Source organism: Proteiniphilum sp. UBA1028, from assembly GCF_002316955.1.
GTDB lineage: Bacteria > Bacteroidota > Bacteroidia > Bacteroidales > Dysgonomonadaceae > Proteiniphilum.
On the sequence record NZ_DCEN01000021.1, the window covers coordinates 1 to 15,354 of the forward strand.

The following is a 15,354-nucleotide window of genomic DNA, read 5'->3' on the forward strand; positions in this document are numbered from 1 at the left end:
TTTAAAAGATAAGGAAAATGATATTTTGGGTCAACTGAATAATTACTGCATTTGCTGAAAATCCTCAAAATAAACTATACTCAGTCAGGTCTCAATCGAAATTGATTGCCTAATAGGAGATTAATAAGCATGTTTTACTCTGGGAATTCTTTTATATTTCGTCATATTATACTTATACCCACTTCATTTAAATATATGGGGATAATAAGCCGGTAATAAGGGGATATCAGTCCAGATACAGGCCAAGTAATTGTCTTGTAATGTAATAGGTTTATACTAAATGTAGATTAGAAACAGGACAGTGAATGCAAAATTAAACAGAATTACAAACGACACGCTGTTGATGACAAAAGGAAGTTGATTTTAAGATCGGGTTGATGTGATAAATGTCAAATATTATAGTTTATAAGTCATTTTTATCAATATGAAGTTAACAATTGTTGTCTATATTTGTTGCGTCAAAGGAGTTAATCCTTCTGCCTTTTTTGATCGTCCCTGTATTTTTATTTTTATTTAAGTTTGAACTGATACATAATTTACTATTTGAAAATCTTTTTCTTTAAAACGAGCACTTAAATCGTTATAATCAGTTTTGTTATTATCTCGATGCAGTGTTTGATGATCATGTTGAAGTTAATTGAGAAGTCTGTTTTCCATATTCCGGAAATAATAATGAAATAATCATTTAAAGGGAGAATGTTGGAAGATTATACTCGCATCATTTCAGGAATTATATTTATATCAATATCAATATAGAAAACATGAGTTTAATAATTTTAATAAAATGAGAATGAATAAATGTCAGAAAACACAAAAAAGTTGTGATCCCTTCCGAATAATAGGATTTGGATTGCTTTTATGTTTCTTGTCAGTAATGCCGGGTTCAGTTTTTGCACAGACAAAAACGGTCAGAGGTAATATTATTGATGAGAAAAAAATGCCCGTAATTGGTGCTACGATCATCATAGAGGGTACAACAACTGGTACTACGTCGGACATAGACGGAAATTTCACGCTGAGCAATGTCCAGAATGACGCTGTTTTACATATTTCCTATATCGGTTATATAACTCAGACGATAGCTGTGGCTGGCCAAACCAATATTCAGGTTATCCTCAGGGAGGATACACAAACGCTCGATGAGTTAATCGTTGTAGGTTATGGCGTTCAGAAGAAAAGCGATGTAACCGGTGCTTTATCCCGGGTTACGGAAGAGCAGATCAAGGAACGGCCTGTACAGAATGCACTTCAGGCACTACAGGGAAAAGTTACCGGTGTTGATATCAGCTCCAATAACAGGCCGGGAGAACTGGCCTCCATCAGAATTCGTGGAAACAGATCTATCAATGCTTCTAATGAGCCTCTGTATGTGGTTGACGGAATCCCTTTGGCATCGGGTTCGATGGCTGATATAAATCCGAATGATATTTCTTCCATTGAGGTATTAAAAGATGCATCCGCTACTGCAATTTACGGTTCCCGAGGTGCGAACGGTGTTGTTCTGGTGCAAACCAAGAAAGGAGTAGAAGGCAGAGTGACAGTTGGTTACGATGGTTCGATTTCGTTTAATCGGATCGATGAATTGACTGATTATATGAATTCTGGTGAACTTCTTGACTGGCAGCGATCGGCATATATCAACGGAGGAACTTATGGCGGAGCATATGGCAATGCTCCTGATATGGAGAGAGATATGGTGCTTTTTATGGGTAGCCAGAACTATATGCGCAGAATCTTGGGTACAGCCTATCAGCTTGACTCCAGTGGCCATCAGGTGTTACGGCCCGCTACTGCAGCAGAGAAAGCTTTGGGTTATGCCGATCAGGTGCCCGTTTATAATGCTGCCAATTTGTTTGATCAAAACTGGACCGATTTGGTTACCCGCACCGGTATTACCAATAACCATCAGATATCTTTATCGTCCGGTTCCGACAGATCCAAACTGTATATGTCTGTATCCTATTTGAATCAGGAATCACCGATGGTTGATCAGGATTATGAACGTTTTACCGCTAACATCAACGGAAACGTAAATCCGGTTAAATGGCTGAATGTAGGAGCATCATTAAATGCAAACTATTCCATTCAGAATTATGGGATGATGAATAATACCGGCAACTCTACCGCAAAAGACTCTTATGGTCAGGCACTGGCATTGCTGCCATACGCTCCGGCATATGACGAAAATGGTAATCTCATGAATCCTGGTTCCGGATTTGGTCCTTCGGGAGATAATGTTCTGCTGAATATTGAAAACGGAATAAACGAAGACAGAGCATATTCTGTGATGAGCAGTAATTTTGCTGAAATTAACATAACTTCATGGCTGAAGTACCGCATGAACTTGGGAGCTCAGTTCAGACATACCCGCAACGGTAGTTTTTATGATAAAGACTATACCAATCCTATTGGTTCAAAACCACCAGCATCGGCACCCATGACAGGATACAACAGAAATGCAACCAGTTTTTCCTGGGTATTGGAAAATTTGCTGTATGCCAATAAAAACTGGGATGATATGCACGCGTTAAATGTAACGTTGCTGCAATCGGCTCAGGAAACAAGAAACGAAAACTTATGGGTGAGATCGCAGGATCTGCTCTATTCGTCAGCTTTATGGTATTCATTATCAGATAATTCAGTAGGAAAACCGCATGGCTATGGTTCGGGCTTTTCAAAATATGCATTGGCTTCATACATGGGGAGGGTAAATTACTCATTACTGGATAAATATCTGCTCACTGCAACAGGACGCTGGGACGGTTCGTCTGTGCTGGCTCCCGGAAATAAATGGGACTTTTTCCCCTCTCTGGCTGTTGCCTGGAAATTGGAGCAAGAAAGATTTATGCAAGAAATAGACTGGGTTGATCAGTTAAAACTTAGATACGGATGGGGTGTTACAGGTAATTCTGCAGTCGGTGCTTACAGTACATCCGGATCACTGATGGCAGCTAACCAGGTATTCAACAATACAGAGGTCGCAGGAGCAAAAGCATCCGTGATGCCGAACTATTCATTGGGCTGGGAAAAGACTGCTCAGACAAACCTGGGATTGGACTTTGCCTTGTTTAAAAGCAGGGTGAGCGGTTCGATAGAATATTATCAGGCAAATACGTCCGACTTGCTCATGGATCGTTCAATTCCGGCAATTTTAGGGTATGTAAGTATTCAGTCAAATATTGGTAAAACACGAAACAGAGGATTCGAGGTTAATTTGTCAACTGTAAATATCAGTACCCCCGATTTTACATGGGAAACAGATTTCAACTGGTCTACCAATAAAGAAGAAATCGTGGAACTGGCCAATGGTAAACAGGATGATAAGAGTAACGGATGGTTTATAGGACAACCTATCAGAGTGATGCGAGACTATCAGTATGATCGCTTGTGGCAGGATACAGAAGAAGATCGTTACCTGATGGATATTTACAAGACAGTAGGAAAATTGACCTATATTCCGGGTCAGGTCAAGATTGTTGATCAGCAGCCTATGGAGGTGGTTCCTGCAGGTACTGAGGGTTCGGTTACCTATACTTTGGCCTCTGGAGAGACAATTACTATAATGGATAATGGATTCGGAAAAATTAACGACGATGATGCTAAAATACTTGGATCGAACAGGCCAAAATGGGTAGGAGGTGTCACGAACACTTTTACATACAAGAATCTGCAGCTTAATTTCCTTGTTTATGCACGCATTGGAAACCTTTATTACGGTTTGCTGCAAACTTATGGCAGAAGAGTGGAAAAAGATGTGTGGAGTCCTGAAAACACATCGGGAAGATATCCACAACCTACTACCAAAGTACATAGCAGTAGTTCAGATGCAATGAACTATGTTAGTGGTAACATGGTGGCTGTTCGAAATATATCGTTGTCATATACATTCCCTGAAAAGATTCTCAAGAAATACAATCTTTCAAATATGCAGCTATACGGACAGGTAATTAATCCATTTATTTTTGGAGGCGACCTTGTAAAAGTGGGTATCAACCCCGATGATGTGAATGGTTGGGATTCAAAATCTGGTGCTATGGCAGGAGGACAAACCAACAACACTGCATTGATGCGTAGTTATGTAATTGGATTAAGATTCGGATTTTAAATGAAAGCAATTATGAAAAAGTACATTATAATTATATTATTATCATCTATAGGAATATTATCTTGTTCCGATAGTTTTTTGGAAGAAAAGATGGTGTCTACGATAACTCAGGATTATTTTAATACTGAGAAAGGGTTGGAACAACTCATAAACGGAACGTACGATGCCTTGAGATGGAAATATGGATGGGAAGAAGGATCTTACATGTTTCACGTTGGGTCGGATGCTGAAATAAGAGGAGATAATTCATGGGATATTTATTCTCCCACAGTATGGACACCTGCCGGGGGGGCTGGTAACTATACCAACAATCTGATGGGATATTACGCCAAGCAACTACTGGGAGGCTACCCTACAGTAAATAATTGCAACAGGGCAATAGAAACAATAAGAGAGGGAAAAGCAATGGGACGCTTTGCTACAGATAAGCAATATGCAGCTCAAAGAATGTCAGAAGCGCTGTTTACCAGAGCATGGGTATATTATATGTTAAACACTTCGCTGGGTGATGTTCATATGACTTTGAAAAGTAACAACTCGTTGCCTGCTTCGTACAACTTCCCTAAATCAACATCTGAAGAGATCTACAAGCAGATTATTGGTGATTTGAGATACTGTTATGATAATCTTCCCGCTACAGTATTTGAAGGTGGGTCAACAGAGGGCAGAGAGAGAGTATCAAAAGGTGCAGCAGCACACTTTCTTGCTAAACTTTATCTGCAAAGAGCGCAGGGGGCTGACTTCAAACAGTACAGGAAAGCTGACGGTACTATTGATCATTCCAATGCAAATGCTCATTTGGGAATGCTTTATAAAGGAAATGTAGCAACAGATCTTGATTCATGTATCTATTTTGCAACACAGGTAATCAATAGTCCTAATTACAAACTGGCCGAAGATTACGCCGATATTTTTGCTACCGCAAAAGGTTCATATCCTTCTGAAAACAATTCGGAAATTATTTTAGCTGCTTCCTTTGGTCCCAAACTGGCCAATACCCGCTACGGTATGCGTTTTCAATGCTACATGACCTGTAATTATGTGCGTGCACTTTGGGGATTACCCAACCGTACATGGGAATATGGGCATCAGAACGTGAGGATGAGAACCAATGACTGGGGATATGATGTGTTTACAGATAAACAGTCGGACTCACGGTTCGAAAAGACATTCCTTATAGAGTACAAGGCCATGCTATCCGAAGGAGCTAATGATGTTGATTATTACAGTTACAAAGATCCAAAAAACGGTACAAAACAATGGTCTGCTGACGAGGCGGCATATTTTAATGCAAACATTTTACCTACGTATAACCGCGAATCGTGGAATGGACGTCCAGCTGTTGCCGGAGAACGTAAGATAGGAAAAGGAGATTTGGGTCTTGTCTTTTTAGAAAACACAAAAGAGACAGCTATCCCGATTGACGTAGCGAAAGCGCAGCCTTATGTGTTATATCCACGTTGGACAAAAGATGGAAATAAATATTATTACAGAAGAGATGCAAGTGATGATTTCAAAGCAAACAACGTAGGGTTAGAATTTGGTATTGGTGTTGCTGCTACTGTAAAAAAACACATCGACGTGAACAGAGAAGCCATAAACTCAGAGTACGGAAGTCGAAATGTGGCAATGTTCAGAATAGCAGAGACATACCTGATAAGAGCAGAAGCGTATGGGCGTAAGGGTAATTTTGCTTCAGCTATTAATGATATTAATAAAGTAAGAGAAAGAGCAGCATACAAGCCTGGCGAGAATCGTGCGGAAGTTCTTGCAAGATTATACCCGGGTGCGGAGGAGCTGAGCTCTTCGGAGAAACAATATCCTTATACCGTAACCCAAAACAGGGTTTCCGATATGAGAATTGATGCTACTTACTGGGACGGTACTTCAGCCAATTCAATTGCAGAGAATTATCCCTCAAGCGCAAAAACTGATTTGCAAAGGTTCGTTCATTTCATTTACAATGAGCTGACCAGAGAGATGATTGGAGAGCTTACGCTATATGAAGGAATTCATCATGCAGGAATTCAGGCCGACAGAATAATGTGGCACCAGCAAATGGGGTCAACCCTTCAAAATCACTGGCCGGTTTCTGATAATGTGAATGGCACACAAGGTCAGACCGGAAACGGGAAGGGTGCATTCAGGCCTTTCAATACATTCAAGCCATTCCCGCAGGCATTTATGGATATGCTTACCGATGAAAGCGGGAAACTGCTGGATGAGACAGCGAAGGCAGCTTACCAAAATCCGGGTTACAATTAAGGATTTATCGTTTAGATTAGTAAGAGTGTTTATTTAATATTGAGCGGCAATATTCATTGCTGCTCAATATTCATGTAGAGAATGGTGCGTCATGAAAATACATATCCATAAAACGAAATTCTATACCGCTGGATTGTTAATCGGTTCGGTATCATTTACTAACGTCTTTTCTCAATCTGTGGTCAGGCCTGCATCTGACAGTGATTCTAAAAAGCCTATGAATGTTCTGTTCCTGATATCTGATGACATGAGGACAGAATTAAATGCGTATGGTAGCCGGATGGCAGTTACCCCAAATCTGGATGATTTATCAAAAAAAGGGGTGAGATTTGAAAGAGCCTATTGTCAGTATCCCCTGAGCGGTCCGTCACGTGCATCCCTTCTTACAGGACGTCGCCCAACCACTAGCGGTCTCTATAGCAACCGTGAATGGTTTGGGGCCACCTTCCCGGAATGGGTAAGTCTACCAAAATATTTTAAACAGCATGGGTATGCTTCGCTCCGCACGGGTAAAGTATTCCATGGCGGAATCGACGATACGGAGGCATGGACGGAGGGTGGTGAAGCTCGCAGGTATAGCGAGCCGGTAAATACAAATCCTCCTTCGTATGTATCGGATGAAGAGGCTTATAGTCAAGCACGGCGCCAGCCTGCTAAACTCACACCCGGTGTGGAGGTTTATTCTGGTTCAGACCGCTGGGAAGCAGTGGAAGGTGAGGCTGTAAAAGAGCTGGGAGATACAAGAGTGGGCGATAGGGCCATAGAATATATCAGGAAAAGCAGGGAGAGCGGTCGACCGTTTTTTATAGCCTGCGGTTTTTCTAAACCACATACACCGTTTGTTGCCCCCAAAGAGTTTTTTGATTTGTATGATTCAGACAGCATAAAACTACCTCCTGATTTTGCATCATTGCCAATGGTTCCTCATGGTTTTCCACAAGGATCTATCAGGCCAAACAATGCGGATTTGTTTATAAACAGGACGGCTTCGCCTGAAGAGGCACGTGATATGATCCATGCCTATCTGGCTTGCGTAAGTTATGTGGACTGGAATGTAGGACGGGTTTTGGCGGAGTTGGAAAAACAGGGACTTCGGGAGAATACGATTATTGTATTCTGGAGCGATCACGGATATCAGCTTGGTGAAAAAGGGAAATGGTCAAAAGCCGGTTCACTATGGGAACAGGGTACCCGTATACCCTTTATTATTCATGACCCGCGAGCCAAAGGGAATGGGAAGTCATCGCCTCGAATAGTTGAACTGGTGGATATTTATCCTACCCTTGTTGATCTTTGTGATTTGCCTGTTCCGGAGGGTCTTGATGGAGTGAGCCTTGAACCGTTGCTGGAAAATCCTCACGGAGAGTGGGAACGTCCGGCATATACCGTATGGAATGAACGTGGAAAAGGTATTACCGGTGTATCTGTTCGTACAGAGCGATGGCGTTATGCTGAGTTTTTTGGTTTAGGTTCAGGTGCTTACCTGACTGATCCTGTCAATGATCCTCATGAATTGCGTAATCTGGTTAATGATCCAGAATATAAGGATGTTGTGAAAGAGCTTCATCAGCTTGCATCGGAGTATGTGGAAGGAAAAACAGAGTTGTCAGCTCCTCTTGTGGAATAACTTCATCACGTTGTAAAAAGACAGTTAATAACTATCGACCAACAATATAAAAAACGGAATATGAATAAAATAGCTTTTACTTTTTGCCTCTTGCTGTTTACTGCGCAGGCTTATTCTCAGGATCCTCGCGAACTATTGTATAATATTGAAATACTTGAGCCAAACCATGCCCTTAAGCCTAAGGTAGATGGCTTTGCAAAGGAGAGAATTGAAGACAGGTTAAACAGAGGGGTTATCGCGATTGAGGATGAAGATAACAACGTGTATGTGAGCTGGAGACTATTAAAGTCGGATCCTGTTGATGTAGCTTTTGATGTGTACAGGGGTACCGGCAATCGTTCTGTTAAACTGAACAGAAGACCCGTCACCACTACCACAGACTTTGTAGACCGGAAAGCTGGAAATAAGACAGATCAATACTGGGTTATTCCTGTAGGGAAAAAAGGAAATGGAACACCCTCGGAGAGAGCTTCCGTGATTGCCAAAAAATCGGTGGAAGAACCTGCCTATATCTCCATACCTCTGCAAGATGATGTGGTCCCGGGACGGAGAAGGCTGGGGGTTGCCGACCTGAATGGTGACGGCAAATTTGATTTTGTACTTATACAACCCAATGTGAGTAAGGATCCGGGTTCGAGACCCGACTCCTCACAGGTGACCTATAAGATAGAGGCTTATCTGAATGATGGCACTTTTCTGTGGCGCAACGACCTGGGTGATGGAATTGAACCGGGTGTATGGTATTCTCCTTTTATCGCTTACGATTTTGATGGTGACGGAAAAGCTGAAATTGCAGTGAAGACGGCACCTGCCGGAGTACGGAATGCTGACGGTGCCGTTTACCAAGGTGAGGAGTGGATCTCAATCTGGGATGGGATGACCGGCAAGGAAATTGCGAGAGCCGACTGGCCAGCCCGTACAGAACGGCTGGGAAACTACAACAGGCAAAACCGCAATCAATTGGGAGTGGCCTATCTTGACGGCAAAACACCCTGTCTGATCGTAGCCCGGGGAACCTATAAAGCCATGTTTGTAGATGCATATCAATTTGCTGATGGTCGGCTTACAAAGCTGTGGAGCTGGGACGGAGACGAGGAAAATCCAATTGTACGCAGTCAGGGTGCACATATTATGCTGGTGAATGACGTTGATGAAGATGGCCGTGATGAAATTATTCTTGGTAGTGCAGTTTTGGACGATGATGGCACATTGTTGTGGTCGGCCGGATTGGGACACCCTGATAAGGTCTATGTTACCGATATTGATCCTTCCCGCCCAGGTCTCGAGATATTTTTGGCTGTAGAGGCTTTGCATGACAAAGACGGACTTGGCATATGTGTTCGTGATGCAAAAACAGGTGAGCTGGTATGGAGTGTTGGTGAAAGCACTGTACATATAGGCTCAGGCATGGTAGCAGATATAGATCCATCACTTCCGGGATTAGAGAGTTTTGCCGGTGAAGATCCGAAAGGACATAGAGCAATGAGAGTGCCCGGTAATGACAACAAATATCTGTTTGATGCAAAAGGAAATCTCATTGGTTCAGGAGAAGATGTGCCACCAACGGGTGACTGGCTCTGGTGGGATGCCGGCAAGGTACGTCAGTATATTGCAGGAGATCGTGAAGGAATCTCGGTGATGAAATATAAACAGGGGGAAGTACAAAACGGTTTTCAGGGACGTATTATGATGACTGCCGATCTGTTTGGTGATTGGCGTGAGGAAATAGTCACTGCTTTACCCGGTGAATTACGCATTTATAGTACAACAATTCCTGCTAACGACCGCAGGATAACACTCCTGCAAGACAATACTTACCGACAGACTATCACTGTACGGACAATGGGCTATCAACAGTCTCCCGTACCCTCATTTTATCTGGGAGAATGAAAATTAAAAACAACAATTCCATATGAAACAACAATTTTCGGGTATTGCATCAATCTTGTTGGGTTGTTTTATCCTGCCCCTGTCTCTGCAAGCACAAATAGGAAGCCGTTTTCCCTCTGAGAGGAAAGTTGTCAGGGATCCCATAACCGGGGTAGACCTGGTGTTCCTGACCAGCAGCACGGCTGGCGAAAGAAAAATTTACCCCACTCACAACCAGTGGACGTCGGATGGCCAATGGGTGATTTTCCACTCGCAGCGTGCGCCGGGAGAGGCAATGGCGGTTCATGAAGCAACCGGCGAAATGGTTCAGGTTACCGAAGGAGGGTTTTCCGGCATGCTGAGTGTGGCCAGAAAATCGATGAAGCTCTATTACATGCGCAAACCACGTGGCCAAAATGCGGCAACAGGTGCCATTGAAGTGGTGGAGATCAATCTGGAAAAGCTTTTTTCCGACTCGGAGTCGGGCAACCTGAAGCCGGCTGCGGCATATGAACGGATCTGCGGAATAACGCCTCCGGAGATGCAGGCCGGGGGTGACATGGCGCTCGATGGGGGTGAAGAGTGGGTTTGGTTTCGTGTAGGGAAGGAGGAGGCTTCAAAGCACCTTCCCGGAGGTGTCGAAATCGCCAAACCGTTCGGTCCCCGCAACATGGGGGCCGGCCCCGCAGGTATTGCCGGAATGAATATTCATACAGGTGAAATAAAATATGTGGTTTCCGTCCCTTTCCAGGTGGGACACATTCAAAGCAATCCCTGGATGCCGGGACAGATCGTTTTCTGTTGGGAAACCGGCGGAAAGGCCCCACAACGTACCTGGATTGTCAATGCCGATGGTTCTGGTTTGCGTCCCCTCTATCCGGAGTCGGAATACGAGTGGATCACCCACGAAGCAGTGATCTCGCCCGATGAGGTGGCATTGGCCATACTGGGGCATCGCCCCATTCCGGGTGTCGAAGGTGAAAGCAGACCGGAAGGAACGGACGTGAAAGGTGCCAATCCGGGACAAGAGACAGCATGGGGGCCTTCCGGGACACGTGAGAAGCCTACCGGGTTGGGAATCGTGAACATCCGGACCAGGGAGATGTCCATTGCCGGGCAGATTCCTTACGGCAGCGGATTCTGGCATGTCCACGGATCACCCGACAAACGATTTGCCGTAGGGGATAACTTTGAACGCGAGCTCTATCTCATCAATCGGGAAACGAACGAAATGATGCTGCTAACGGCTGGTCATAAGAGCACTGCTGCCGACCATGTACACCCCACCTTCAGCCCCGACGGCACGAAAATTGAAATCCAGTCGGCAATGATCTCGGAAGATGGCCGTGCAATGGATATCTGCATTGTATCGGTACCTGAAAAGTGGTTGAAAAGTGATAAACAGGAAAAATAAATAGATGCGGCGATATTTATTCCCTATGTTTGTAGTGTTGATCCAGAAGTGTGAGTCAAAGTGTTAAATAATAATTGATTATATGAAGAATAAACTGTTCTTATTTTTGTTTTTGTTGCAAGCCTCTTTTCTTGCAGCCCAAAACATGACCGATGTGAGTCTTTTTTTACGGAGCGATAGTGCCACTTATCTCAATCAGGTTTCGTCGGAGTCGGGCGATCTCTATCGTGCTTTGGGGCATCACGGTCCTGCCATTGAAAATGAATGGCTGGCACTGAGGTTGTATTTCGACAAGAAAGCGGCCATCGATGTCTATTCGAAAGCAACGCCCGGACTTGAGCTGGGTACATACAAATGGTATCCCACACCACAGCAGCAGCTCGAAGGAAAGGGAGCCGACTACTACAAGGTAGGACCCACCGTCGGCCTTGGCGGTATCCGCTTGTGGGATGGCGAGAAAGTACTTCCCTTGGATCCAGTCTCAAACAGAACGGCAAGGGTGGTGAAAGAGGGATCGGTTTCCTATATGGAGATGTTGTCGGAAGATGTGCCCTACCTGAACCGAAAAGTGGATATTCTGGTGAGGGTGACCGTCTATTCCGGTTTCAGAAAAGCGAAGGTGGAAGCTTTCGCGTTGTCTGATGATGATGTGGCATTTGTCACCGGCATCAACTATCACCAGGGACAGCAGGTGGTTGTGGAGGAGGATTGTATATTTACCTGGGGGTTGCATCCCGAAGATGTGGCTGCTGAGCAGGTAGAGCTGGGTTCCGCGATCTTTGTGAATCCGGATGACTTCGATCAGACAAAAGACGATGGGAACCAGCATATCTTTATCTCAAAACCGGGCAGACAGATAAGTTTGTGGATATCATCGGCAAATGGCAAGGAGCCGTTTGTGAATACCCTGGGGCGGTTTATCGACTTTGCAAAATTTGAAATGGGGCTGGATTGACTCATTAACGTGGCCTACACTCATGTGTACACGCAATAACCTTCCGATTTGCTTGATCATCCTGATGCTCTTCTCAAAGACCCTTTTGAGCGCACAACAGGATACCGTTGCCGGCATCCCGGTCAACTACGATGAAACGAAGACGGGCAGCTGGGTGCTGCCCGACCTTTTTGCCCTGCAAGGCGGCAGGCGGGTGACCGATGCCAGGGAATGGATGGAGCAACGCCGCCCGGAACTGCTCCGTCTCTTCGAAGTGGAGCAGTTCGGCAAGTGCCCGAAGCGGGTGCCGCGCGAAGCAAGCCTCTTTGATGCGGGTAGCCCTGCCTTCGATGGCAAGGCTGTCAGAAAGCAGGTGAGGCTTTACTTCACCGAAGATACGGCAAGGCATCAGGCCGACATGGTGATCTACCTGCCGGCAGAGGCAACCGGACCGGTACCGCTCTTTCTGACCATCAGCTTCATGCCCAACGCCCTGATGGTAGATGATCCGGGCCTGGCTCCCGGCTCCTTCTGGAACAGGGAAGGGGAAAGGATGCCGGTACAGCCACGCCCGGGAGCTCCCCGCATAGGAGGCCTCGATGTGGAGAAGTTCATCTCCAACGGGATTGGTGTGGCTACCCTCTACTATGGTGATATTGAGCCCGATTTTCCTGATGGCATCCGCCATGGCGTCAGAGGCCATTACCTGCCCGCCGGCCGGGAATGGCCCGCCCCGGACGAGTGGGGCACCATCTCTGCCTGGGCATGGGGACTGGGTTACGCAATGGACTACGTGGAACAGGATCCTGATATCGATGCATCGAAAGTGGCTCTGCATGGTGTCTCCCGGCTGGGTAAAACGGTACTGTGGGCCGGTGCCCTCGATCAGCGCTTTGGCATGATCATCGCCAGCTGCTCGGGAGAAGGGGGAGCCGCGCTCTCACGACGCAACTATGGTGAGACCATCGCCCACATGATCGCCCCCACACGCTACTTCTACCAGTTTTGCGGCAACCGTGCCCGCTATGGCGATGATCCACACCAGTCGCCCGTGGATGCACACATGCTGGTGGCCCTGATCGTTCCCCGCCCACTCCTGCTGCAAACGGGCGACAGCGACGGCTGGTCCGATCCCAAAGGTGAGTTCCTGGCTGCTGTCGCTGCCGAACCGATTTACCGTCTCTTCGGCAAAAGGGGACTGGAGAGAACGGAGATGCCTGCCCCGGGTGAGCCGATTCTCCATGATATGGGTTACTACATGCACGCCGGAGGACATGGTACCCTGCCCGGTGATTACGATATATTTATTGACTTTATGAGAAAACATTTTTTACCGGTTGATGCAGAGGTGACTGATGAAACCCGGTAAAAAAAGAGGATGGCAATATGAAAAGAAAAAGTTTGTTTGCAATAACTGCTTTGATGCTGCTGATGACCACCGGTAACGCACAGCTTCCCCCGATCTTCGGCCCTGAATACAATCAAATTGCACAAAAGGATGAGCTGACACGCATTTTTATTTCCCCTATCAGGGTTCTGTGGATCTCTGACAGTTCCAGGAAACTGATTAAAAACAGCGAGGTCCTGCTGAAGCCGGGCAACAGTCAGTCGGACATGAGCCGTACAACCCGCTTCTGCTCAATGACAACGACCCTTGCCGATACCGCTTCCATCTTGCTGGATTATGGCAAAGAGCTGCATGGCGGCCTCCAGCTGGTGATGGGCGGCTCCTCCCGCCGGGAGCCTTCGCTGGTGCGGATCCGCTTCGGAGAGTCGGTAGGAGAAGCCAATAGCAATACCTACAACTCCGACTGGCTGATGGGCTTTTCTACCGATGATCATGCCAAACGGGATATCATCATGGAGATCCCCCGCACTGGGATGATCGAAGTTGGTAACACGGGGTTTCGCTTCGTGCGCATCGACCTGCTGCAGCCGGGTACCACCATCAACCTCAAGGAGGCACGCGCCATATTGCGCTACAGAGATATTCCTTACCTTGGGTCATTCAAAAGCAGTAACCCACGTCTCGACTCTATCTGGATCACCGGGGCCTACACCACCCACCTGAACATGCAAGAGTATCTCTGGGACGGCATCAAGCGCGACCGGCTGGTCTGGTTGGGCGATTTTCACCCGGAGCTGAAAGCAATTAACTCTGTTTTCGGATATAACGAGGTGGTCCCCAGAAGCCTCGACCTGGCCTGTGAGCAGTACCCCCTGCCGCAGTGGATGAACGGAATGAGCTCCTATTCGATGTGGTACCTGATTATTCACCACGACTGGTACATGCAGAATGGTGATTTCGATTTTTTGAATAGTCACCGGGAATATATTGTCGGCCTGATTGATTTGATCAATGGCAAAATTGCCGAAGATGGCACCGAGACATTGAGCCCTTTCCGCTTTCTGGACTGGCCCTCCACACCCAACAAGGAGGGAGTGGAAGCCGGTTACCGGGCACTGTTGGCATGGGCTCTGAGAGATGCCGAGAAGTTGTGCCGGGTGCTGGACGAGAACCGATCTGCTCTGGTGGCCGCTGGAGCTGCCCGGAAGCTGAACCGGAAGATTATGCCCCACAATGATTTGAAGCAGGCGGCCGCGCTGATGGCGGTAGCGGGGACGCTGGATCCGGCAATCGCGAGCAAGGAGGTGGTGGCGGTGGATGGCGCTAAGCGCTTCTCCACCTTCTACGGTCTCTATATGCTTGATGCCCTCTCACTGGCCGGCATGCAGGATGAGGCGCTGCAGATCATCAGCGACTATTGGGGTGGAATGCTCGACATGGGTGCCACCACTTTCTGGGAAGACTTTAACATCGAGTGGATGGAGAACTCGGCGCGGATAGACGAGCTTACGCCGGAGGAGATGAACGATATTCATGGCGATTTCGGGGATTACTGCTACCCCAGCTTCCGCCACAGTCTCTGCCATGGTTGGTCCTCCGGGGTGACCGCTTGGCTCACGGAGAATGTGCTGGGCATCACGGTGGTTGAGCCGGGTTGCAGTACCCTGCAGGTGAAGCCCTATCTGGGCGATCTGCAGTGGGTAGAAGGCAGTTTCCCCACGCCATACGGAGTGGTGAAAGTGCGCCATGAGCGACAGCCAGACGGTGAGGTCTGTTCGGAAATAGATGCACC

General features: G+C 46.5%; 8 protein-coding genes. All 8 read left to right on the forward strand.

Translation table 11 applies throughout. The features are described from left to right. Positions 1-790: 790 nt before the first annotated feature. Positions 791-4,105 (forward strand): SusC/RagA family TonB-linked outer membrane protein, encoded by a 3,315-nt coding sequence (locus B3Z75_RS02560; RefSeq protein ID WP_414702850.1) that lies wholly within the window; start codon positions 791-793, stop codon positions 4,103-4,105. A 12-nt stretch (positions 4,106-4,117) separates the two neighbouring features. Beyond that, the gene (locus B3Z75_RS02565; protein ID WP_286861741.1) at positions 4,118-6,370 is read left to right on the forward strand and encodes a RagB/SusD family nutrient uptake outer membrane protein; all 2,253 of its coding nucleotides are present in this window, start codon (positions 4,118-4,120) and stop codon (positions 6,368-6,370) included. 217 nt (positions 6,371-6,587) lie between these two features. Beyond that, positions 6,588-7,997 carry a sulfatase gene (locus B3Z75_RS02570; protein ID WP_294067393.1) on the forward strand — a complete coding sequence of 470 codons (1,410 nt, stop codon included), beginning with the start codon at positions 6,588-6,590 and terminating at the stop codon, positions 7,995-7,997. 60 nt (positions 7,998-8,057) lie between these two features. Then, complete coding sequence (locus B3Z75_RS02575) at positions 8,058-9,887, forward strand: FG-GAP-like repeat-containing protein (protein WP_294067396.1); 1,830 nt, start codon at positions 8,058-8,060, stop codon at positions 9,885-9,887. Between the two features lie 22 nt (positions 9,888-9,909). After that, complete coding sequence (locus tag B3Z75_RS02580; RefSeq protein ID WP_294067399.1) at positions 9,910-11,280, forward strand: hypothetical protein; 1,371 nt, start codon at positions 9,910-9,912, stop codon at positions 11,278-11,280. Between the two features lie 82 nt (positions 11,281-11,362). After that, positions 11,363-12,235, forward strand: a complete 873-nt coding sequence (locus tag B3Z75_RS02585) for a DUF4861 family protein (RefSeq protein WP_294067401.1) — start codon at positions 11,363-11,365, stop codon at positions 12,233-12,235. Between the two features lie 85 nt (positions 12,236-12,320). Further along, positions 12,321-13,583, forward strand: coding sequence for an alpha/beta hydrolase family protein (locus B3Z75_RS02590; protein ID WP_294067404.1), 1,263 nt, complete (start codon positions 12,321-12,323; stop codon positions 13,581-13,583). 17 nt (positions 13,584-13,600) lie between these two features. After that, a partial coding sequence (locus tag B3Z75_RS02595; protein WP_294067406.1) for an alpha-L-rhamnosidase C-terminal domain-containing protein occupies positions 13,601-15,354 on the forward strand: 1,754 nt, incomplete at its 3' end.